This is a genomic window from Acinetobacter sp. RG5 (genome assembly GCF_031844265.1).
GTDB lineage: Bacteria > Pseudomonadota > Gammaproteobacteria > Pseudomonadales > Moraxellaceae > Acinetobacter.
Genome location: NZ_JAUZUV010000007.1, coordinates 80,353 through 103,779, shown reverse-complemented (window position 1 = coordinate 103,779; position 23,427 = coordinate 80,353). Strand labels below are relative to the sequence as shown.

Sequence of the window (23,427 nt, the reverse complement as noted above, 5' to 3'; positions counted from 1 at the left end):
GTTATTCCCGGAACGTCTGCCACTGGAGAAACTTTCCCTCTACATAAACATACAGCTGGTCGAATTGCGGGATCAGCGCTTCACTTTGTGTCGGTCTTAAAAACACATAATCATCGACATGAATATCGCACTGCATGGGCACCTGAAGCATTTCCTGATTACTGCTGCGGCCATACAACACATACGGCCGGCTTTTTTCAGGATAAATATAATCCGCTCGCCAATAGCCGCCATAAATAAATACGGCTTTATATTGATGAGGAAGATAATTCAGCAGCTCCAGACCGGGAATCTGACTACAAGGCAACACTTTTAAAATGGGTGCGGCAATCCATAAAGCACAGCTTAAAGCGGACAAATTTTCCAGATCAAAATCACTCGGCTTAAGCAGCATCGAGCCAAAGGCCAGATCATTACAGACACTTTGCTGGCAATGCTGCATAAAGGTTGGACTTCCCCCACCGTTAAAACACAAACCTTCATGCCATAAATCCGGGAATTTTCGCTGAAGAATACTTTTGTATTGTTGATACATCTGCTGCGATTGCTGATAACTTTTGTCGGGACTTTTCAAAATTTTTGGCAGTTTGGCGACATGTGCATCATAGCCCGTTAGACCCGAAAGTTTGAGATAAGCCGCGTTGTGCTGAATCAGCTTCATTAAGGCTATAAATTGCTGCTGCGTTTGTACGCCGCCACGATGCAGCCCTACATCAATTTCAATATTGACATTCAGGCAGGTATTCAAGCTTTGCGCGAGTTGCAGATATTGTTTTAATCGTTCCACATCATCAATTAGCCATTGAATAATTACTTGATCATTGGCTTTATTTTGATCAGACAAAGTTTGATAAAAATGTTTGACTGCCTGAATCGGCATCGGTTTACCCAACAAGATATCGGCTTGCTGAAATGTCCCTATAATCTCCAGCAGATGCGGCAGATGAAAGACCATAAAGCGCTGGGTATTTAGTTTTTCACTGGCCAGTTTGAGTAGCTGAATGCTGGCTAAAGACTTCACTACCAGACGTGGTTTTAACTTCGCAGGCAATTTTGACTGTACATAGTCCAAATTACGTTGATAGGTTTTTAAATCTAAAATCAGTTGCGGTGTGCCAGTGCCCTGCCGTTTTAATTCCTGCGTCAGTTGCTGAAAATAATTTGATTGCATCGCCCTCTCCTCATTTCCCAGATAAAAACAATTCTTTTAAATATGGATTCAGCCATTTTTGCTGTGGATCCAATTGCTGACGTAGCACCATGAAATTATCCCATTTCGGGTAGAGTTCGCGCAGCGAGGCTGCGCTCATACTATGTAACTTGCCCCAATGCGGTCGTCCCTGATATTTCTGTAAAATCGGCTCGACCAGATCAAAGATCGCGTGGTAATCCTGTTTATAAAATTGATGAATCGAAATGGAGACCGAATCACGCTGATAAAAAGGACTTAGCCAGATCTCATCGCCTTTGACATAACGAAACTCGATCGGGAAAAACATCGGCACTTGGTGTTTGCATAAAACATGCAGAATCTCGTCCAGACACTGCAAGCCAAACTCAACCGGAACCTGATATTCCATTTCATTAAATCTGGTCTTACGCGGAGTTGGAAAAATTCTGGATGAACAGTCTACATAACGAGTCGGTTTGACAAATACGCCGAGCAGTTTTTGCAGATAGGGATTTGTCTTTGGGAAGAGTCGCGTCAATTCCGAACATAGAGTCAATAAAATATCTTCCGGAGGCCAGCTCTCTGTTCTCGGCTGAATGGTTGCATCCGTTTCATCCAGAGTTTTCAGCATCACTTGATCGGCATGTAAAAAAGCCCAAAATTCAATATACCGATGCTGATGTTTCCATTGATCAATATGGGTAAATATGTCTTTTAATGAACAGAGCCGAATCTGTTCTTTTAGTTTATATCGTGGCCGATTTTGCAGGGTGATTTGGGTCAATACACCCAAGCTGCCCAATGCCACCCGTCCAGCCTGAAATATCTCAGCATTCTGCTCACGATGACATTGCAACAGCTCTCCATCCGCGGTCAGTAATTCAAAGCCTTCCACGAAAGCAGAGATGCAAGGTAAATCGATGCCCGTGCCATGCGTTCCGGTAGAAATCGCTCCGGCCAGACTTTGCTGGTCTATATCGCCCTGATTGATTAAGGCCTGATTGATCGGTACCAGATCTTTCCCCAAATCATATAAACGCGTCCCGGCCCGCACGGTGCATTGGGTTTTCTCTTGATCAAAGGCAACGATACCTTTTAACAAATCGAGATTAAGCAACACCTCATCTGTTTTGGCCAATGGGCTAAATGAATGTCCTGCACCCACTGCACGAATGTGTGCATGGGTCTTCACTAAACTTTGTAATGTGTGCATGGGTCTTCACTAAACTTTGTAATTCACTGATCTGGCTGGGCTGAACAATCCGAGCGGCACTGAACTGGCTCCCCGACCAGTTTCGCCAGACGTCATTCGCCTGTTGTATTTTCATTATTCTTCCTGGGCTCATATTATTTTAATGGCTGAACTAGAGTAAAATACCTAAAAAATCAAACTTGGGAACCCATGCGTTCAAAACATTTAAGTAGGGTTAAATATTTTTATTAATATTCAAATACTTAAAATTTGTAAAATCGTACTCGACTAAAGCATAAATGCAAGATTTCTGAGAAATACATATCTTTTCAACAGGATATGAAAATAAATATAGAACGGAGTTTTACAATGGTTAGCGCATATGATGAATTACCGCGTACCCCCGCGAATTTTGTAGCCTTATCACCTTTACGCTATCTTGATCGTGCAGCTTATATCTATCCAAACCAGTACGCGATTATTCACGGTAAGCGTCGTATTACCTGGCGTGAGAAATACAATCGTTGTCGTCAGTTTGCCAACCAACTCCAAAAACTAGGTATCGGTAAAAATGATACCGTGTCTGTCCTGCTGCCTAACGTCCCTGCCATGATCGAAGCACATTTTGCTGTACCGATGGCAGGTGCAGTCCTGAATACTTTAAATACCCGTCTCGATGCCAAAACACTGGCTTTTATGCTGGAACACGCTGAAAGCAAAGTGCTCTTGGTCGATCCTGAATTTACCGCACTTGCGACTGAAGCACTCGCTCTAGTTTCACAAGACATTTATGTCATTGATGTGGCCGATGTAGAGTTTGAAGGTGAAGATCAACGTATTGGTCAAATTGAATATGAAGAATGGATTGCGCAAGGCGATGCAAACTTTGAATGGCATCTACCACAAGATGAATGGGATGCCATCAGCTTAAGCTATACCTCTGGAACCACAGGCAACCCGAAAGGCGTGGTCTATCATCATCGCGGTGCCTACATTAACGCAGCCAGTAATATTATTGCCTGTGGCATGACACCACGTGCCACCTATTTATGGACACTGCCGCTATTCCACTGTAATGGTTGGTGCTTTGCCTGGACCATGGCAGCCAACGGCGGAACCAACGTTTGCTTGCGTAAAGTCGATGCTGAACTGATCTTTAAACTGATTGCCGAACATAAAGTCGATTACTTCTGTGGGGCACCGATTGTCCTGTCGATGCTGATTAACACACCTGAAGAGAAAAAGACCAAAATTGATCACCGTGTCGAAGTGATGGTGGCGGGTGCCGCACCTCCAGCAGCAATCATTGAAGGCATGCGCAATATTGGCATTAACGTAACCCATGTCTACGGCCTGACAGAAACCTACGGTCCTTCTGCACTGTGCGCATCCCAAGCCGGCTGGAGTGATTTATCTATTCAGGAACAAGCACAGTTGCACTCCCGCCAAGGCGTACCTTATCCATTGCAAGATGGCATGAAAGTGCTTGATCCGGATACCATGCAGGAAGTGCCACATGATGGTCAGACCATGGGTGAAATCATGTTCCGTGGCAATATCGTGATGAAAGGTTATCTGAAAAATCCTGAGGCGACCGCTGAAGCCTTTGCCGGTGGCTGGTTCCATACAGGAGATCTGGCAGTTTGCCAACCGGATGGCTATGCCAAAATTACCGACCGTTCCAAAGATGTGATTATTTCCGGCGGAGAAAATATTTCTTCACTTGAAGTGGAGGAAGTGCTGTATCAGCATCCGGCGGTGCTGACTGCGGCGGTAGTCGCCAAGCCTGATCCACGCTGGCAGGAAGTTCCTTGTGCCTTTATCGAACTCAAAGAAGGAAAAAAAGCCACAGAAGAAGAAATTATGGAATTCTGCCGTGAGCATCTGGCCCGTTTTAAAGTGCCTAAGGATGTGGTGATTACCGAAATTCCAAAAACTTCGACCGGAAAATTGCAGAAATTTGTTTTACGTGAATGGGCCAAAGAGCGCGCGCAAGGTGAATTCTCTTAATTCCATACAAACGTGTTCTTTCAAAATCTACTCAATAAAAAATCGTGCTAAGAAAACTTAGCACGATTTTTTAACTTATCCTTTTGTGAGATTTAACCTCATCCAACCCTCTCCTATAAGGAGAGGACTTTAAGGAGCTTACATCTCTACCATTTCCACGCCATCAATACGGGCAACGGTCATCAAGTCCTTATCACCACGACCTGAAACCGTCGCAATAATAATTTGATCCTTGTCCATGGTCGGTGCAAGTTTAGTGACATAAGCCATAGCATGTGCGCTTTCTAACGCCGGAATAATGCCTTCAATCTTGGTCAAGTCGCGGAAACCTTGTAAAGCTTCCTGATCATTGATCGGTACGTATTTAACACGGGCCATATCTTTCAGGAAGCTATGTTCCGGACCCACACCCGGATAATCCAGACCTGCAGAAATTGAATGGGTTTCGATGATCTGGCCTTGCGCATCCGACATCAGGTAAGTCCGGTTACCATGCAGTACACCGACATGACCGGCATTTAGTGGCGCAGAATGTTTACCTGATTCGATCCCATGACCTGCTGCTTCAACGCCGTACATTTTCACGTCTTGGTCATTCAGGAATGGATAGAACAAGCCCATTGCATTGGATCCACCACCGACACACGCGACCAGTGCATCTGGCAGACGGCCTGCCTGTTCCAGAATCTGACGGCGTGCTTCACGACCGATGATCGACTGGAAATCACGAACCAACTGTGGATATGGGTGTGGACCTGCCACAGTACCAATCACATAATAGGTTGAATCAACATTGGTCACCCAATCACGCATGGCTTCATTCATGGCATCTTTTAAGGTTTTAGAGCCACTTTCTACCGGCACAACCGTCGCACCTAATAAACGCATACGGTAGACGTTCATCGCCTGACGTTTTACATCGTCTGCGCCCATAAATACTACGCATTCAAGACCTAAACGTGCTGCAATCGTTGCCGTTGCTACACCGTGCTGGCCTGCCCCTGTTTCGGCAATAATACGTTTCTTGCCGGAAAGCTTCGCCAGCAAAGCCTGACCGATTGTATTATTTACTTTGTGCGAACCGGTATGGTTCAGGTCTTCACGTTTCAGGTAAATCTGTGCGCCACCCAACTCTTTCGACCATCGTTCAGCATGATATAAAGGACTCGGACGACCGACGTAAAACGCCATGTCACGGTCAAATTCTGCCAAAAACTGCGCATCATCTTTCATACGGAAATAGAGCTTTTCCAAGTCTTCTAAAGCCGCCATGAGTGTTTCTGACACAAAACGTCCGCCATGAATACCGAAATGCCCGCGTTCATCCGGGAATTGGGTATAGTCAACTGCCTGACTGTTCTGGCTAGTACTTTGCTGATCCACGATGGACTCCTTGCATAAAGCGTTCTATGAGTTGTTGGTCTTTAATACCTTTTGCGGACTCGACACCGCCACTCACATCCACGGCATAAGCCTGTGTGGTGAGAATTGCCTGTTCGATATTGTCAGGATTTAAACCGCCTGCCAAGATCAAGGGAATATTGAGTTTGGGAAAGGTGTCCCAATCGAAGCTGTGCCCTGTGCCACCTTTCAGGTCAGGATGCCATGCGTCTAACAGTACTGCACTTGCGCCTGCATCTTGATAACGCTGAATTTCTGCGACTACATTCAGGTCAGGTTTTACCTGAATGGCTTTATACCAGCGGCGTCCGACCTGTTGGGCGATGGCCTGACATTGTTCAGGCGTTTCATCGCCATGAAATTGCAAAATATCCAGCGGTACTTTATTTAAAATCGCATGAATTTCATCTGCGTGACTATTCACAAATAAACCCACTGCCTGTACATAAGCCGGAACCGCCCGGATCAGGATTTCAGCCTGTTCTAAATTAACATGCCGCGGACTCGGTGGATAAAATACAAATCCTATCGCATCACAGCCAGCATTGGCTACGGCATGTACATCTTCGACTCGGGTGATTCCACAAATTTTGGCACGGGTTCGCATATTATGTTGGCTCTAGATCTACCAATGTATTGAACAATCTATAAGATTGGGGCAAATCATTGTAATGCAATTTTCCTGACTTGCGTAAAAGTTCATCCGGATTATTCTCGATGCAGATTGTTTATAAGGCATACAAACTTTATACTGCGCTCACTTTGCAGCAAGTCCAAGCCTTCAGGCTTTAGGGAAGCTGGTGTAAATCCAGCACTGCCCCCGCAACGGTAAAAAATGAAACGTCTATCAATTTAAACTCTTCGGTTTACACCACTGCATCTTGATGTGGGAAGGTGGATATACAGCAAAGTCGCTGCTTTGCACATTTAAGTCCGGAAACCTGCTTGTTGTGTTCTATAACTCAATCATTCACGGGGAAGTGAATGTAGGGAGCTTTAACATGTCACTTCATTGTCAACCTACTGCCTTGGTAGGTGCGATCGCACTTGCGTTGGGTACCACCTCATCTGTTTTTGCTAACGAGCAAAAAGTTGCGAAAGCATCTTTAGATACCATTGTGGTCACGGCAACTCGCTCTGCAGAAAACATTGAAAATGTACCAGCGCGTATTTCGATTATTGAACCTGTAATTCTTGAGCAATCACCTCTTAAAGCACTACCAGATTTACTCAAAACAGACCCAAGTATTAATGTCGTGCAATCGGGTGGTTATGGCCAGCAAACTTCTATTTTTTTACGCGGTACCAATTCCAATCAAGTTTTAGTACTACGTGATGGTGTTCGTTTAAATACAGCCACCACAGGTGCAGCGTCTATTCCTTTTTTAGACACCACTGATCTTAAACAGATTGAAGTATTAAAAGGCCCTGCGTCTGTGCTTTATGGTACAGACGCAATTGGTGGTGTAGTGCAGTTTGTAACAAAAACGCCTGAAAAAACGAGTGCCTTTGTAACAGGTGAAATTGGTGAGAATCAAACCTACAAATCAATTATTGGGGCTGACTTGGCAGAAAATGGGGTGTATGCGCAGATTCGCGGTCAAGTTTTAGAAACTGACGGCACACCTGTATTCAATATCAATGACAACCGTGACTACAGTTATGATCAAAAAGGCTATAGTGCAAAATTCGGTATTGAAAAAGAGCGTTATGCAACATCACTCGATTACAGTCAAAATTCAGGAAATGTCCAATACAGTAATTGGGGTGCATTTTCCAGCCAAGATTTTGAAAATAAAATTGTAAACTTAAAAGGTCGTATTAACCCAACACAAGCCACTGAAATTAATGCACGTCTATCTCAGTTTAAAGATGACTTAGATCAGGTCACATCAAGCAGCTTTGTACATAGCACCACGCAAGAAGCAGAAATCTATGGCAAATGGAATTTCACAGCAGCACAAAATGTTTTACTGGGCATTACCCAGCGTAATACCGATGCAAAAACCCAGGCTATTGATGAAGATATTAATTCAACAGGCTACTATATTCAGCATCAGTATCAGACAAATAGCTTAAGCACTCAGATGGGTGTGCGTGTCGAAGATAACGAAAAATTTGGCTCACATACCGTTGCACAAGGTGGTATCCGTTATCAACTGCTCCCTAATACCAGCATTTATACCAATATTGGTTCAGCATTTAAGGCACCGACTTTAAATGATATGTATGCTTTTGGCGGCAATGATCAACTGAAGCCTGAAGAAAGCATTTCGTATGAAATGGGGATAGATCAAAAACTTCCATTAAATATTTTAGTAGGTACTTCCGCTTTCTATACGGAAGTCGATAATTTAATTAATTCGGAATGTATTATTGATTGTGGAGAAGAGTGGCTTCCAACTACTGTTTACCAAAACCAAAACATTGATGAAGCCAAGATGACTGGCGGCGAATTGACGGCACAATGGGCAAAAGATCAGTTCTTTATTAATGCCGGTTACACTTATGTCAAAACTGAAGATACGAAACAGAATTCAGAGCTATTACGTCGCCCTCGTCAGTCATTCACTGTATCGACAGGTCTACAAAATGCCGATTACGGTTTAAGTGCTGCACTGGTAGCAAAATCGAAAGCGAAGGACTTTAGTCGTGATATTCCAGGTTATGCACGTGTTGACTTAAATGCATATTGGAATATTAATCCAACAGTTAAACTGTTTACTAACATTGAAAATGTCGGTGATGTGAAATACAAAACTGTGCATAGCGCTGGCGACCAGTACTATGTGAACGGTGGCCGTCTCGCTTCTGCAGGCATCACCTTTAAATACTAAGCTCTAAACAGCAAAAAACTTTAAAACAGCGCAGTTTATGGATAATGTTATGACCGACATTATCCTTTTTTATTATCTTCATTAAAAATTCAAGGAACACATATGGGCCACCGTTTAAGCAAAATCTACACGCGCACAGGCGATTCGGGTACCACAGGACTCGGTGATGGCTCACGTGTTGCCAAAGATGATTTACGTATTACCGCGCTGGGTGATGTCGATGAGCTGAATGCCGTAATTGGCGTATTACGCGCGCAGATTTCAGCAAGCACAATTGAAGATAAAGCTACTTGGGATAAATCTTTAAGCCTGATCCAGCACTGGTTATTCGATTTAGGCGGTGAAGTGTGTATTCCAGGTTTTAATCTGGTGCAACCGGTATCGATTGAGTTTCTGGAAAATGATATCGACCGCATGAATGAAGCTTTGCCGATGTTAAAAGACTTTATTTTGCCTACCGGAACGCTGGTGTGTAGCTTTGCCCATCAGGCCCGCGCTGTTTGCCGTCGTGCAGAACGCAGCGTCATGTCGGTACATCACCGTGACCAAAATATTCAGGCAGCGTCACTGCAACTACTTAATCGTTTATCGGACTGGTTATTTGTAGCATCACGTACCCTGCAACGTGCTGAGGGCGGTTCCGAAGTGCTGTGGCAAAAAAATATCAATGACAGCATCGAAAAGTAAAATTATGTTTCAAGTTGCTATCTAAAAATACACGTCAGATGTCTCTTGATTTTACAGAACATCTGACGAAAATAGAAAGTGTCACTCTTCTGTCACGTAGCCCTCGCAAAATGAACTTAACTTTCCCACTCATGAGCATCTTATGCGCATAATTGGTCATCGTGGTGCACGTGGCGAAGCCCCTGAAAATACCTTGGGCGGTTTTCAATATATTCAGGAGATTGGCATTCGCGCCGTTGAGTTTGATGTCCGTCAGCTCAAAGACAATGCCTTAATCATCATGCATGATGACGACTTTGTGCGTACCACCGGTTTGCAGAAGCATCTATACGAGTGTAACCGTCAAGATCTTACCCAATATAATCACGCAGTGGCCTGGTCAGAATGGAATAAAATCGAAGCGACCCCATTGCTCGATCAAACCTTAAATGTCATTCGAAATTTTGAGCATATTGAAGTCGAAATTAAAAGCGTAGCATCTGAAGAAGCAGCTGAAAAAATCGCGTTTGAAGTCGAAAAGCAGTTACAAGGCTATGAGCAGGCAGCCATTATTACCAGCTTTGATGCCAAAATTCTGGATGCATTTAAACAGCAAAACTCACGTTTAAAACGCGGTTTATTGATTGAAACCGATGTCAAACATCAAGCCATTGATCAGGCGCTGGAACTTGGATGCTGTCATATTGGCTGGATGGATGAACTGGCCAGTAAAGACCTGATTCAAGCCACGCAGGCTGCCGAGTTGAATATCAGTGTCTGGACGGTCAATGATGTCACCCGTGCCAAACAGCTGCGAGACTGGGGCATTCAGGGGCTGATTACCGATTATCCAAAATTGATGCTACAACAACTCTAAATAATCTCTCTTAGCCTTGATTGATCTAGGTATTTCTTGATCCAGTTCATTTCGAAAATGCAATAATGAAAGTGGGAATCTTCCTTAATCAGATTTTATTTGAAAGTGAAATTAAGTTGCCCAACCTCTATATTCTGCAAATTTCCTGATAGTATTGTAGAAATTATGAACAACTATTTTCCTCTGATTCATTCGGTTTCCATTTTCTGAAAGAGTGATAATCCTCAGTCACTTAGTCGGAAATCAGAACCCGTCTACGCTCGCAAAATGGTCACTTCTGCCCTACTTATTCTGTTACCGACAAGTACAATACAACCGTACAATAATGCTAGTGATGCCTTAGGGCACATGCTAATATGGACAAGATAGGCTGCTGTTAAAACCAACAGTAGTTTCTGCTTTTTGTTATACCTTCCGAGGTTCTAGGAGTGCTGTTGGAGATGAATGCTCCCTTACCCAAAGCCCCCATCAACTGGATTGCTGTGTTTGCATTGGTATTTTTACCGATCGTAGCCCTGATTGCGATTCCGTTGTATGCGTATCACCATGATTTTAGCGCTGCCGCTTGGATCAGTATGTTTGTTTTACTGGGCGTAAGCAGCCTCGGCATTACAGCGGGATACCATCGCCTGTGGGCACATCGTGCTTATGAAGCCACTTTACCATTAAAAATCATCTTGATGATTATGGGTACATTTGCTGTACAGAATAGTATTTTATTCTGGGCATCTGGTCACCGTACCCATCACCGTCATGTCGATGATGTTGATCAAGACCCGTACTCGATCAATAAAGGCTTCTGGTATGCACATATTGGCTGGATGTTACGTGATTATCCATCTGGTGCTGCCAACTATAAAAATGCGCCAGATCTGTTAAAAGACAAAGTGGTGATGTTTCAGGACAAATACTACGTTCCTTTAGTGATTGCCGTGCATGCTGCGATTTTACTGCCCATCGGCTGGGCTGTAGGTGATGTCTGGGGCGTATTACTGTTGGGTGGACTAATGCGTTTAATCCTGAGCCATCATGTGACCTTCTTTATTAACTCACTGTGCCACATGTGGGGAAATCGTCCTTATACTGACGAAAATACTGCACGTGACAACTTCGTACTCGCGGTTGCAACTTGGGGTGAGGGTTATCATAACTATCACCATATTTTCCAATACGATTACCGTAACGGCGTAAAATGGTGGCAGTACGATCCAACTAAATGGCTGATCTGGACCTGTTCTAAACTGGGTCTAGCTAAAAACTTGCGCCGTATTCCTAGCTTTAATATCAAAAAAGCGGAATTGGCGATGAAGTTTAAATATGCCGAACAAGATCTTGCGGTATATGGCCATGATGTTTCTGAAGATATCTCGGCGGTAAAAACCAAAATCGCACAGGAATATGATGCATTTACCCAAACTTTAAATGACTGGGCGAAGCTGAAAGAACAGGAAATTCAGGTCAAGAAAGCATCGATGGCTGAAAAAATCCATCAGATGGATGACAAGCTGAAAGTTGAATTCCAGCTGGTTGAGCAGCGTCTTTCTCATCATCGTCAAACCTTGAATCTACTGGTTCGTAATTTGAAAAAATCTGCAGTTTCTCAATAAAAGCTGTTGAACACTAAAGCCCCGATTGGGGCTTTTTTTATGTCCGAAAGATAACGTGAACTCTCGCTTATACAACAGTTTTATACAGCTATCTTTGTTATAGTAAATTTATTCCAATCCTGTACTGATGCCATGTATTTTAACTCTCGCTATCAAACACTGCCCGCCCGCCTCTATCACCATCAAGTTCCGCTGCCGTTAAAAGGTGCGAAAGCCGGACATTTTAATGCAGCTTTAGCAGAGCAACTGCAATGGTCGGATGAAGACAAGGCGCAATGGGTCAAGATTTGTAGTGGTCAGAAAGTTTTTACTGAATTTGAACCCTTGGCTATGGTCTATGCAGGTCATCAGTTTGGACAATGGGCAGGACAGTTGGGAGATGGTCGCGGGTTGTTGATTGCGCAAATTCTGGATAAAAATAATCAGACCATTGACCTGCATTTAAAAGGTGCTGGTGCAACCCCTTATTCACGCATGGGCGATGGTCGTGCAGTACTGCGTTCAGTCATTCGTGAGTATCTGGCAGGTCATGCCTTAAATGCTTTAGGTGTAGCATCCAGTAATGCAGTTGGTTTTACTTCATCAATCCAAAGTATTCAGCGTGAGAAGCTAGAGCCGGGCGCGATGATGTTGCGTACTTCAGACTGTCATATCCGTTTCGGCCATTTTGAATGGATCAATCAGTATCAGCCAGATCTACTAGCTGAATTTACCCAAAAATGTATCGAATGGCATTATTCGGAATGTCTGCAAGACGAACAGCCGATTCTGAGCTTTGCCACCAAAGTTATTCAGCGCACTGCGGTGATAATTGCCAAATGGCAACTGGTTGGTTTTGCACATGGCGTGATGAATACTGACAACCTGAATATTACCGGTTCAACTTTGGACTTTGGTCCTTATGGCTTTATGGAGCGCTTCCGTCCGAACTGGATCAATAACCACTCGGATTATCAAGGGCGTTATACCTATCAGCAGCAGCCAAGTATCGGACATTGGAATTTGTGGCAATGGTTAAACAATCTGGTCCCGCTCTGCCCTACAGATTATGACAAAGAACAATGGAAACAGGATTTAGCTGCATGTCTGGAGCATTATGAACCAACATTCTTGGAACATTATAAACATGGTTTAAACCAGAAAATGGGCTTGCCAAGTTTCCATAAAGACAGTTTTGACTGCGCTATGGCCTTTCTGCGAATTTTGCAAAGTGAGCAACTAGACTATACCCAGAGTTTTATCGGGTTGCAAAATAAAGACTATGAAGCCCTTAAAGATGATTGTCTGGACCGACGCCAGTTTGAAGCATTCCTGGCGCAATATGGATCTATCCGTGAACACCAGGATATAGAAGAATTGGATGCCGCCATGCAACTGGCCAATCCGCATTATATTCTGCGGAATCATATGGCACAGAAAGCCATTGAACTGGCAGAGCGGGATGATTTTTCTGAAGTAGACCGTCTGTTTAAATTACTCAGTCAGCCTTACCTGAAACAGCCCGATTTGGAACAGCCTGAAGATTTAGCGCCATTGCCAAGTGATGTGCCTGAAGTGATGGTGAGTTGTTCGTCTTAATAAATAGACTCAAAAAACATGCAAAAAATTGATCAAACTAAATTGACACATGAAATTATTGAAACAGCATATAAGCTGCTTACTCACAAACTCGCATTTGGAGGATTAATTACACATAACGAAAGTGCTTTCCAATTAGAATTAGGACATATTTTAAAAACACTTGGGCAGTTGTATGAGTTTAGGTTAAGCGACAAATTCCATTTAGAGTTTGAAACATTTTTACCTTTAAAAACAACGAGTATTAAGAGTCAATCTGAGCGAGCAAGAATTGATATTTTAATTCGTTATCAAGATGGTGATCATCAAACTTGTGCTGCTATAGAACTAAAATTCTTTAAGAAAAGTAACCATCGGGAACCTAACAACCGTTACGATGTCTTTAAAGATCTTTCAAATTTAGAACTTTACAAGAGAAATGGAATCGACATTGGTTATTTCATTCTCGCAACTGATCATGCCCACTATTTCAACCAAATAAAATATTCGGATGATACCCGTGATTTTGATTTCAGGCATAAAAGTACGTACAAAGAAGGAACGATATTAAGTTATAGAACTCCTAAGCCTTACGGAAACGATATTACACTCATGCAAGACTATGAGTTTTTATGGGACCAGATTAACGATTTATATTTTCTGAAAGTACAAGTTTAAATAAATGTGGATGGTTAATAATAGCATCCACATTTATTTTTTAATCAATCTTCAGGATATTCAAAACGGTAGCCCACACCATACACCGCCTGAATCCACTCATGACGGTTGCCGGTTTCAGCTGCATCGGAAATCTTGCGGCGCAAATTCTTGATATGACTGTCAATGACACGGTCTGCCACATCAAAACTGTCCGGATTAATATGATCCAGCAATTGCGCACGTGAATAGACCTGTCCGACATGTTCCAGGAATAACTCCAGTAAACGGAATTCGGTCGGCGTTAAATTCAAGGCTTTTTGTTGATACCAGATGCGCTGTTGTGATTTGTCCATACGGAATAAATCATTGCTTTCCGGTTCTGATTTACGATCCAGACGACGTAACACAGCCTGTACACGCGCGACCAGTTCTTTCGGACTAAATGGTTTACAGAGATAATCATCTGCACCCATATTCAGACCCAACACACGGTCAATTTCTTCAGTACGTGCAGTCACCATAATAATCGGTAAATCCGACTGTTCACGTACTTTACGGCAAATGGTCAGGCCGTCCATACGCGGCACCATCAAGTCCAGAATCATCAGACTCGGTTTACGTTGGGTAAAACTGTTATATGCTTCCTGCCCATCATGAAACATACTGACCTCAAAACCAGCAGCTTCCAGATAGTCTCGCACTAACTGTGCAAGTTCGATTTCATCTTCAACCAGCATGACATGTTTCATCAATCTATTCCCTTCATGGTTTCATTTGTTTAGGAAAGCTCAGCTTGCATCGTAAACCACCCAGTGGTGAATGTGCAAAGCTTAAGCTGCCGCCCAGCGCCTGCGTAATTTTACATGATAATGCCAAACCCAGTCCGGTTCCGCCAGTCGCTCGGGTACGCGAATCATCGACACGGTAGAAACGCTCGCCAATACGCGCCAGTTGTTCATCAGTCAGGCCAAATGGACTATCATCGATATATAAGGTCCATTCTTTATCATCTTGCGTGGTGTGAATATGCACCTGCCCGCCTGCTTCAGTATAGCGAATACTGTTACTGAGCAAGTTCGCCACAATCTGTTTAAAACGATCCAGATCCAGATTTAACTCAGTCCCTTCGCCATCTGCAGTAACCGTCAATTCAGCCTGCTCAAATTTCGGCTGGAAGTTAATGAGTTCCTGCTGTACCACCTCCCACGGATTCACCGTCGAGAAATAGAATTGCAATTGCTGGGCATCAACCTGTGCCAGCGCGGCCAGATCTTGAGTCAGTTTTTTCAGGCTGTTTACCTGAGCCAGCATAGACGCAAAATGTTCAGGGGTAGGTTTACGGATTCCGTCCTGCATCGCTTCAATCTGTGCCTGTAAGACTGCTAGTGGCGTTTTTAACTCATGTGAGGTATCTGCCACCCACTGATGGCGTGAGGTTTCATGCTGATCCAGAATCACCGCCAATGCATTTAATTCATTGGATAAATCACCTAGTTCATCATTCCGGTTTACTTTAACCTGATACTGATAATTCCCCTGAGTCAAGGCACGTGTACCATTGAGCAGACGTTGAATCGGCTTTTTGAAATAAGTTGCCAATAACAGGGAAGCAATCAGACTCGCCAAAATACTGAGTGCATAGACCAGAAATAAATAACGCTTCTGGTTACTAAAGAAATTGATACTTAAGGCATCATTCTGATCCAGAACCGGTTTTAAGCCCAAATAGCCGACAATCTGATTATTCACCATAATCGGGCGATAAGAAATCTGTTCATCTGAAGCCTCACCCACTACGAAACGACGCTTGGCATCATACAGTGAGAGACGTGAACTGAGACCAAGACGGTCCGGCATCTGGATAAACTGTTTTTTGCCAGTCGGTTGCTGTGCTGGCTGCTCACCATTTTTGCGATCAGTTCTAAACAGATTCTGATTAGAACTGAGCGGGAATTTCAAGCCTTCAAAAGGCTGAAACTGGGAGGGCAAATTAGAGGCCAGCAAACGTAATTCTTCTTCATTGACCTGACGTTGTGGCAACTGTGGATCCACCATACTCGGTGCCACTTGAGCCAGGGTCTGTTCTTGAAAATAACGCTGCTGCAAGGCAATATCATACTGACGGCGCAGCCACCAGCGTGATAATCGGTCATAATCATCTGGTGCGGCTTCACCTTCCATCTGGAGAATCTGTGCCTGAATCGCATTGCCCCAGTCCTGATAAACTGCATAGACATCTGCCAGATTTTCAATCACATAATCCAGCTTCTGCATTTCGACATCAGCGACATAGCGGGCGAAATTACGCTGCATATTCAGATGCAATACACCTAGGCTCACCGTGGTAATGACCAGCGTGGTCAACAGCACGGTCAAAAATAGACGTAATGCAATGGGAATACGGCGAATGTTCAAAACTAAAATCTCAATTTTTCTTCTATATTCATTATTGTAGCGAACACCGAAGCAAAAAACTCTTCATTGTTTCTTCATCTTTATTGTTTAATCTTTATCTAACATAGAATCAGCTTCTTGACAGGATAAATACAATGCAAGCCATGACAAAAATAGCTTTAATCAGTGCAAGTGTTTTATCAATGGGTGCGTTGACTGCCTGTCAATCCACCAGCAATGTCCCAAACAATGATCATTCCCACATGATGAAACATCATGAAGGCAAAAAACAGCATCTAACTCCCGAACAGCGTGAACAGTTTAAGGCGAAGCGTGCAGAACGCATGCAGTTTGCCAAACAGCTTCAACAAGCTTGTGACAATAAAGCCGTGGGTTCAGCCATTCAAATCAAGACTGGTGACAAGACCATAGACGGCACCTGTAAGATGGTCTTTAAAGCAGATCGTAAAGAGATGAAAAGCCATCGCGATGAACATCGTGGCATGAAAGCTGAACATCATCCAATGCGTGCTGATATGCGTAGAGGCATGATGCACGGTGAAGTCTTGACGGATGCCAAACGTGCAGAATTGACTAAACAGTTTGATCAGCGCCTCGCTCAACATCAGGCACATCAACGAGCCATGCTGCAAGCCTGTCAAGGCAAAAAAGACGGGACTGCTGCACAGATCAAGATGAGCGAACAAACTATCAATGGCAAATGTCATGTCCGTTTCCAGCCCACAGCCTCTACCTATTAATGCATAGGAATCAAGGCTTCACGACTAGCACCTTCGGGTGCTTTTTTATTGCGTGCTCTTTCATGCATACGGTTGACTATTCGTTTCCTGCAGAATATGGCTAAAGTCTTTATACTCAAGACCTTTAATGCGTCATGCAGATTAATCTTTGACTTTACAGTCACCAAGAAAACACCCCGAAAAGCTTGTACCGCAGGGGAAGTTGTTGCACGATTAGATCATTCCAAACCGTGTCAGTGAAGACAGGTTTTAGTTCATCTAAGATTATAACGCTGGTTCAACCAGTATTGAGGAAACCGATATGCCACAATACAAAGCGCCTTTACGTGATATGCAATTTGTGTTGCATGAATTATTAAATGCTGAACAACACTATGCAAATCTCCCTGCATTCCAAGAAAACGTAAGCCATGAGCTGGTAGATCAGTACTTAGAAGCTGCGGCCGACTTCTGTGAAAACGAATTGTCTCCGATCAACCAGACCGGTGACCGTGAAGGCTGTACCTGGAATGACGGCGTTGTTACGACTCCGACTGGCTTTAAAGAAGCGTACCAAAAATACATCGAGCTTGGCTTCCCTTCTCTTTCTGCTGAAGAACAATACGGCGGTCAAGGCTTACCGAACTCTTTAGGTATCGCGATTTCTGAAATGGTGGGTACTGCGAACTGGGCATGGGGCATGTACCCTGGCCTGTCTCACGGTGCGGTTCGTACTTTAGAACATCATGGTTCAGCTGAACAAAAAGACGCTTACCTGCCTAAACTGGTTTCAGGTGAGTGGACGGGTACCATGTGCTTAACTGAATCCCATGCGGGTTCTGACCTGGGTATTATCCGTACCAAAGCTGAACCACAAGCGGACGGTAGCTATGCAATCTCTGGCGAGAAAATCTTTATCTCTGCTGGTGAACACGACATGGCAGAGAACATTATCCATATCGTACTTGCTCGCCTGCCAGGTGCACCGAAAGGTACCAAAGGTATCTCATTATTCATCGTGCCAAAATTCAACCTAAATGCTGACGGTTCTATTGGCGAGCGTAACGGTGTACGTTGTGGTTCGATCGAACACAAGATGGGTATTCATGGTAACGCGACTTGTGTCATCAACTTTGACAATGCTAAAGGCTTCCTGATTGGACCTGAAAACCGCGGCTTGAACTGCATGTTCACGTTCATGAACACAGCACGTATCGGTACAGCAGTTCAAGGTCTTGCAGCATCTGAAGGTTCATTCCAAGGCGCGCTTGCATACGCAAAAGATCGTCTGGCAATGCGCTCTCTTTCTGGTCCTAAAGCACCTGAAAAAGAAGCAGATCCAATCATTGTGCATCCTGCGGTACGTAACATGCTTTTAACTCAAAAAGCATATGCAGAAGGTGGTCGTGCACTGGTTTACCTGTTAGCACAATATGCTGACGTGGTTGAACATGCTGCAGAAGAAGCAGACCGTAAATTTGCAGACAACATCCTGTCATTGCTAACACCAATCGCAAAAGCATTCCTGACTGAAACCGGTTCTGAAGCTGCGAAACACGGTGTTCAGGTATTCGGTGGTCATGGCTTTATTTCTGAGCACGGTATGGAGCAGATCGTACGTGATACACGTATTGCTTGCCTGTACGAAGGTACCACTGAAATTCAGGCACTAGACTTGTTAGGCCGTAAAGTATTGGGTACGCAAGGTGCAATGTTGAAAGACTTCACCAAGATCATCCATAAATTTGCTGAAGCGCACAAAGACAATGCTGCAATGAAAGAATTCGTTGAACCATTGGCTGCCTTGAACAAAGAATGGGGCGATCTGACCATGCAGATTGGTATGCGCGCGATGCAAAACCCTGAAGAAGTGGGTGCGGCTGCAGTCGATTACCTCTACTTCTCTGGTTATGTCACTCTAGCTTACCTATGGGCACGTATGGCATTGGTTGCTCAGGAGCAACTGGCTGCGGGCACCACTGATGTTGATTTCTACAATGCCAAAGTGACGACAGCACGCTTCTACTTCAAGAAAATCCTGCCACGCGTTCGTTCACACGTTGAAGTGATTGCGACAGGTGTAGAGCCATTGATGAACCTGGATGCGGAACACTTTGCATTCTAAGTTAGTCTCAGACTAGCTACATTTCAGAAAAAGGACGGTCAATCAACAGGCAGTCCTTTTTCTTTATAAAGAGTTACAGAATTAACCTTTAGTCGTCTAACATTCAGATTTTGAGTGTTTTAGACTGATTAAAACTCATTTAATCAAACAATAAACAGGTGACACACCATGCCAATTTATAACGCGCCACTTGCCGATATGAAATTCATCCTGAACGATGTCTTCAATGCAGAACAATTCTGGCAGGCCAATGAAAATCTAGCGCATCTGGATGCTGCGACAGCAGAAGCGATTCTTGAAGAAATGGCAAAATTTTCTCAAAACGTCATGCTTCCTCTGAACCGTACCGGCGATGAAGAAGGCGCAAAAATTGAAAATGGTAATGTGACCACACCTGCTGGCTTTAAAGAAGCGTTCAAACAATATGCAGAAGGTGGCTGGATTGGTCTGGGCGCAGATATGGAATGGGGCGGCCAGGAAATGCCGAAAATGCTAACGGTACTTTCTGATGAAATGCTGTTTGCCACCAACCCGTCTTTCATGCTGTATCCATTGCTTTCTGTTGGTGCGGGCATGGCGCTGAACAGCTATGCTTCACAAGCACAAAAAGAAACCTATTTACCTAAAATTTATTCGGGTGAGTGGTCAGGCACCATGTGCTTAACCGAACCACATGCCGGTACTGATCTGGGTATTATCAAAACCAAAGCTGAACGTAACGAAGACGGCACTTATAGCATCAGCGGCACCAAGATTTTCATCACGGGTGGTGATCATGACCTGGCGGAAAATATTATTCACCTCGTTCTAGCGAAAACCCCAGATGCCCCTGCTGGCTCTCGTGGTATTTCCCTGTTCATCGTACCGAAATTCTTGGTCAATGAAGATGGTTCTATCGGCGAGCGTAATCCGGTCGGCCCAGGTTCAATCGAACACAAGATGGGGATCAAGGCATCTGCGACTTGTGTCATGAACTTTGACGGTGCCAAAGGTTACCTCGTTGGTAAAGAAAACGAAGGTCTCGCTGCGATGTTCGTGATGATGAACTACGAACGTCTGTCGATGGGTATTCAAGGCCTAGGTGCTTCTGAATTCGCTTATCAAAACGCTGCGCAATATGCCACAGACCGTTTACAGGGTCGCAGCGCGGCTGGCGTTCAGTCACCAAGCAAACCTGCGGACAGTATTCTAGTGCATGGTGATGTACGCCGTATGCTGCTGAATGTACGTGCCAATAATGAAGCTTCACGTGCATTCGCCGTGTATGTAGGTCAACAGTTGGATATCACCAAATTCTCGACTGATCCTGAAGCGGTGAAAAAAGCCAATGACCGTGTTGCGCTATTAACACCAATCGCGAAAGCGTATTTAACGGATACCGCATTCCAAGCGACATTAGATGCACAAATGGTCTTCGGTGGTCATGGCTATATCCGTGAATGGGGCTTGGAGCAATGTATCCGTGACCTGCGTATTTCCCAGATCTATGAAGGCACTAACGGCGTACAGTCACAAGATTTGATCGGCCGTAAAACCATTAAATGTGGCGGCGAATATATCTCTGAATATATCTCTGAAATCCGTGACTTTGCCAATAGTCTGGATGCAGACCTGAACTTCATTAAAGATGCCACACTGGATGCAGCGACTGAAGTTGAATCAGTGACTCAGTATATTCTGGAAGCAGCAAGAGAAAGTCATGACTTTCCGAATGCGACCGCAGTCGACTATCTGCACGCTGTAGGTCTGTTGAGTTTCTCTTATATGTTTGCGCGCATTGCCAATGCAGCGAAAAATAAAGAAGGTGAGTTCTATCAAAATAAACTCGCTCTGGCACGTTATTTTGTACAACGCATTCTGCCTGAACTGGCATTACGCATTACTAAAGTGAAATCAGGTTCTGACGTCATCATGAACTTCTCTGAAGATTATTTCACGACTCAAGCTTAAGCTAAAAATCTGCAATAAAAACGCCTGCATCAGCAGGCGTTTTTTATGAAAATGCAACAATTAAACTTTTTGAATTAGCAAGGTATCCGTCTGATTATTGCTTTTCGGATTCGAATGTTTATTCACAATTTTGATATTCCCCTCTGACTCTAAAGACTCGCAGAGCTCCACCACCTTTTGCATATCTTCAGCCTTAATGCCTACGCCGAGGATTAATTTTTTTCCGGCTTCTAATTGGCTAATTTTTGTTTGAATTTTATCTAACACTTTTTTCTCCTATTTATTCAATGTTACCACCCATACAATATAGCAATTTAGTCTAAAAAAAGCGCAAAAGTTCAAATAATTTAATCTTTATTTTTCATTCAATCATTCTGTGCATGATCTTTGCACGTTATTCTGCAACTATCTTTATTTCACATGAAAAATCAGGAGGATAATATGTCTAAATCACGTCCGAAAATTGAAAAATTTGAAGCTCTCCTCGACCGTCTTGGCAATCTTGCTGTAGAAAGCTTTCATTATATTGCGCTGTTTATTATTGGCTGTATGGTGATCTGGTCCGCTGGCCATACCGTCATTGACATTCTGACCGTGAAACAGTTCGCCACCATTGACGACATTCTTCTGTTGTTTATTTATCTGGAACTTGGTGCCATGGTCGGCATCTATTTCAAAACCAACCATATGCCAGTACGTTTCCTGATTTATATTGCCATTACTGCACTGACCCGTTTGCTGATTGCAGATATTCAACACACGCATAAAGCCAGCATGGATCTGGTGATTATTACCGGTTCGATTCTGATTCTGGCCTTTGCGATATTAGTGGTGCGCTATGCCTCATGGACTTATCCATCCGTGATTCGTGACAAACATAGTGAAAAGCCATTACCCCTTGGCAAAACACCGCGTCCAGAAGATGATGAATTGGCATAGTCTTTTAAGCCCTCTTTTTTTGCACTTCAGCTTAAAGTAATACTTAAGCCTCGTTTAGGGTTTTGGGAGATTTATCTCAAGCAATCTCTCCCTTGCGTAGCAGTGCTACTCATCTCCTCACAGGAGAGGGAACTATTTTGGTCTTTTTGAGTTATTGACGCTTATAACTGAATTATCCGTTCAGAGTTTAGAGCAGTTTAACGATTCGGCACCAGCACATAGCGTCCGTTTTCATAAATCCAGTAGCTGCCACGCGGTGGTGCTGGTAACCCTAAACGCTGCCAATCGGTAATTACCGTATATCTCGAACTTTCAATCCGGGCAACATTCGGATCACCATTGACCCAGCTATAACTATTCGAATTTTGATAAATAGTGGTCGGTGCCTGATACTGAATGTTTAATCCACTTTGACTCTGTGCAGGTGGATAGCCCCAATATGGTGGTCGTTGCGGGTAATGTGGTCTTGGTGGCAGCGGACGTTGCGGATAATGCTGCCGTGGTGGATCATAAGATCGTGGAGCGCTGCGATAATTCGGTGTGGATCGATCTACACCACCATAACCCACCCAAGCATTGCCACCCATACTTTGTGCAGAAGCTCCCAATAGCAATGCAGCCAATATTGCACTCGATAGTACGATTCTCATTTGAGCTTCCTCCGAATAATCTGCTTATATTTTAAACAAAATAGATGCAGAAAATATGGATAAGCTCGCTGGAGCTGCAATTTTTTGTAATGCGCTCGCCTATTTTCAATCTGACAGGCACGTCGGCAAACTACTGCTTTATGCTAAAATTACTTTTTTTAATGTTTCGAGTTGAATACTGTGTCTGATTTAAATTTCGATCGTTTACATGAATATTTTTCTAAAGTGCCGAGTGTTCAGAAAGAACGGATTGATAGCTATGGTTCAGATGGCAAACAGGCATGGTGGTTTAAGTTTCAGATCAATGTCGATCATCCGCTGGCTTGGCAAACTGTGCAAGAGCTGGGACATGTCCTGAACTATATTTCTAAAAATGAACGTCTTCCAACTCAGTTCCTTCCAGTTTCGCCACCGCCATATATGAATGGTGTAGCCAAAGATTTCCTGTCTTGGGTGATCCAGTGTAATCACGCAGATTTCCCACCCGATGTAGTTTGTGACTGGTTAGAAGCGCGTTTACCAAATCCGGTTGATGATGAAGCGCAATGGAAAATTAAAACCGATATTTCTGAGCTGGATGAATTAACGGATAAAGAGCTGGATCAGCTGGTTCCGCCGAATCCAGAATCAAAAAGCTGATAATAAAAAATC

19 protein-coding genes, 1 pseudogene and 1 riboswitch are annotated in these 23,427 nt (G+C 43.7%); of the genes and pseudogenes, 12 read left to right on the top strand and 8 right to left on the bottom strand.

Annotated elements, in window-relative coordinates:
• Position 1 precedes the first annotated feature (1 nt).
• Together Q9R21_RS08920 and Q9R21_RS08915 are read right to left on the bottom strand one after the other, a co-directional pair.
• The gene (locus Q9R21_RS08920) at positions 2 to 1,171 is read right to left on the bottom strand and encodes an alanine racemase (protein WP_044112834.1); all 1,170 of its coding nucleotides are present in this window, start codon (positions 1,169 to 1,171) and stop codon (positions 2 to 4) included.
• A gap of 10 nt (positions 1,172 to 1,181) precedes the next feature.
• A pseudogene (locus Q9R21_RS08915) lies at positions 1,182 to 2,499 on the bottom strand (D-arabinono-1,4-lactone oxidase).
• A 233-nt stretch (positions 2,500 to 2,732) separates the two neighbouring features.
• Here Q9R21_RS08915 and Q9R21_RS08910 point away from each other — a divergent pair.
• A complete protein-coding gene (locus Q9R21_RS08910) occupies positions 2,733 to 4,373 on the top strand; it encodes an acyl-CoA synthetase (protein ID WP_044112833.1) in 1,641 nt (546 codons plus the stop codon).
• A 138-nt stretch (positions 4,374 to 4,511) separates the two neighbouring features.
• Here Q9R21_RS08910 and trpB read toward each other — a convergent pair whose 3' ends face one another.
• Together trpB and Q9R21_RS08900 are read right to left on the bottom strand one after the other, a co-directional pair.
• The gene (gene trpB / locus Q9R21_RS08905; protein ID WP_005261881.1) at positions 4,512 to 5,756 is read right to left on the bottom strand and encodes a tryptophan synthase subunit beta; all 1,245 of its coding nucleotides are present in this window, start codon (positions 5,754 to 5,756) and stop codon (positions 4,512 to 4,514) included.
• Positions 5,737 to 6,381 carry a phosphoribosylanthranilate isomerase gene (locus Q9R21_RS08900; RefSeq protein WP_044112832.1) on the bottom strand — a complete coding sequence of 215 codons (645 nt, stop codon included), beginning with the start codon at positions 6,379 to 6,381 and terminating at the stop codon, positions 5,737 to 5,739. Before Q9R21_RS08900 ends, trpB begins: the two co-directional genes overlap by 20 nt.
• Positions 6,382 to 6,526: 145 nt before the next feature.
• A riboswitch (cobalamin riboswitch) is annotated at positions 6,527 to 6,738 on the top strand.
• A 37-nt stretch (positions 6,739 to 6,775) separates the two neighbouring features.
• Here Q9R21_RS08900 and Q9R21_RS08895 point away from each other — a divergent pair.
• The 6 genes from Q9R21_RS08895 (at position 6,776) to Q9R21_RS08870 (ending at position 13,996) form a co-directional block, all read left to right on the top strand.
• Positions 6,776 to 8,611, top strand: coding sequence for a TonB-dependent siderophore receptor (locus Q9R21_RS08895; RefSeq protein WP_044112831.1), 1,836 nt, complete (start codon positions 6,776 to 6,778; stop codon positions 8,609 to 8,611).
• A gap of 102 nt (positions 8,612 to 8,713) precedes the next feature.
• Positions 8,714 to 9,298: a cob(I)yrinic acid a,c-diamide adenosyltransferase gene (locus Q9R21_RS08890; protein ID WP_044112830.1), complete on the top strand. Its 585-nt coding sequence runs from the start codon at positions 8,714 to 8,716 to the stop codon at positions 9,296 to 9,298.
• A gap of 142 nt (positions 9,299 to 9,440) precedes the next feature.
• Positions 9,441 to 10,154 carry a glycerophosphodiester phosphodiesterase gene (locus tag Q9R21_RS08885; protein ID WP_044112829.1) on the top strand — a complete coding sequence of 238 codons (714 nt, stop codon included), beginning with the start codon at positions 9,441 to 9,443 and terminating at the stop codon, positions 10,152 to 10,154.
• A gap of 440 nt (positions 10,155 to 10,594) precedes the next feature.
• Positions 10,595 to 11,761 (top strand): acyl-CoA desaturase, encoded by a 1,167-nt coding sequence (locus Q9R21_RS08880; RefSeq protein WP_004647507.1) that lies wholly within the window; start codon positions 10,595 to 10,597, stop codon positions 11,759 to 11,761.
• Between the two features lie 132 nt (positions 11,762 to 11,893).
• Positions 11,894 to 13,339 carry a YdiU family protein gene (locus tag Q9R21_RS08875; RefSeq protein ID WP_044112828.1) on the top strand — a complete coding sequence of 482 codons (1,446 nt, stop codon included), beginning with the start codon at positions 11,894 to 11,896 and terminating at the stop codon, positions 13,337 to 13,339.
• An 18-nt stretch (positions 13,340 to 13,357) separates the two neighbouring features.
• A complete protein-coding gene (locus tag Q9R21_RS08870; protein WP_004278303.1) occupies positions 13,358 to 13,996 on the top strand; it encodes a hypothetical protein in 639 nt (212 codons plus the stop codon).
• Positions 13,997 to 14,040: 44 nt separating this feature from the next.
• Here the strand turns inward: Q9R21_RS08870 and Q9R21_RS08865 are convergent, their stop codons facing one another.
• Both Q9R21_RS08865 and baeS read right to left on the bottom strand, forming a co-directional pair.
• Positions 14,041 to 14,727, bottom strand: a complete 687-nt coding sequence (locus Q9R21_RS08865) for a response regulator (RefSeq protein ID WP_004278304.1) — start codon at positions 14,725 to 14,727, stop codon at positions 14,041 to 14,043.
• A gap of 13 nt (positions 14,728 to 14,740) precedes the next feature.
• Positions 14,741 to 16,393: a sensor histidine kinase efflux regulator BaeS gene (gene baeS / locus Q9R21_RS08860; RefSeq protein ID WP_044112827.1), complete on the bottom strand. Its 1,653-nt coding sequence runs from the start codon at positions 16,391 to 16,393 to the stop codon at positions 14,741 to 14,743.
• A 134-nt stretch (positions 16,394 to 16,527) separates the two neighbouring features.
• Here baeS and Q9R21_RS08855 point away from each other — a divergent pair, with 134 nt between their 5' ends.
• From Q9R21_RS08855 to Q9R21_RS08845, 3 genes are all read left to right on the top strand, one after another.
• Positions 16,528 to 17,133, top strand: coding sequence for a hypothetical protein (locus Q9R21_RS08855; protein ID WP_005250770.1), 606 nt, complete (start codon positions 16,528 to 16,530; stop codon positions 17,131 to 17,133).
• Between the two features lie 301 nt (positions 17,134 to 17,434).
• Positions 17,435 to 19,237 (top strand): acyl-CoA dehydrogenase C-terminal domain-containing protein, encoded by a 1,803-nt coding sequence (locus tag Q9R21_RS08850; protein ID WP_044112826.1) that lies wholly within the window; start codon positions 17,435 to 17,437, stop codon positions 19,235 to 19,237.
• A 168-nt stretch (positions 19,238 to 19,405) separates the two neighbouring features.
• Complete coding sequence (locus tag Q9R21_RS08845) at positions 19,406 to 21,187, top strand: acyl-CoA dehydrogenase C-terminal domain-containing protein (protein ID WP_044112825.1); 1,782 nt, start codon at positions 19,406 to 19,408, stop codon at positions 21,185 to 21,187.
• Between the two features lie 60 nt (positions 21,188 to 21,247).
• Here Q9R21_RS08845 and Q9R21_RS08840 read toward each other — a convergent pair whose 3' ends face one another.
• Positions 21,248 to 21,454 carry a hypothetical protein gene (locus Q9R21_RS08840; protein ID WP_005261855.1) on the bottom strand — a complete coding sequence of 69 codons (207 nt, stop codon included), beginning with the start codon at positions 21,452 to 21,454 and terminating at the stop codon, positions 21,248 to 21,250.
• A 174-nt stretch (positions 21,455 to 21,628) separates the two neighbouring features.
• Here Q9R21_RS08840 and Q9R21_RS08835 point away from each other — a divergent pair, with 174 nt between their 5' ends.
• Positions 21,629 to 22,126, top strand: a complete 498-nt coding sequence (locus Q9R21_RS08835; RefSeq protein ID WP_004647497.1) for a phosphate-starvation-inducible protein PsiE — start codon at positions 21,629 to 21,631, stop codon at positions 22,124 to 22,126.
• 197 nt (positions 22,127 to 22,323) lie between these two features.
• Here Q9R21_RS08835 and Q9R21_RS08830 read toward each other — a convergent pair whose 3' ends face one another.
• Positions 22,324 to 22,776 carry an RcnB family protein gene (locus tag Q9R21_RS08830; protein WP_044112824.1) on the bottom strand — a complete coding sequence of 151 codons (453 nt, stop codon included), beginning with the start codon at positions 22,774 to 22,776 and terminating at the stop codon, positions 22,324 to 22,326.
• Between the two features lie 180 nt (positions 22,777 to 22,956).
• Between Q9R21_RS08830 and Q9R21_RS08825 the strand changes: the two genes are divergently transcribed.
• Positions 22,957 to 23,415 carry a hypothetical protein gene (locus tag Q9R21_RS08825; protein ID WP_004647495.1) on the top strand — a complete coding sequence of 153 codons (459 nt, stop codon included), beginning with the start codon at positions 22,957 to 22,959 and terminating at the stop codon, positions 23,413 to 23,415.
• Positions 23,416 to 23,427 lie beyond the last annotated feature (12 nt).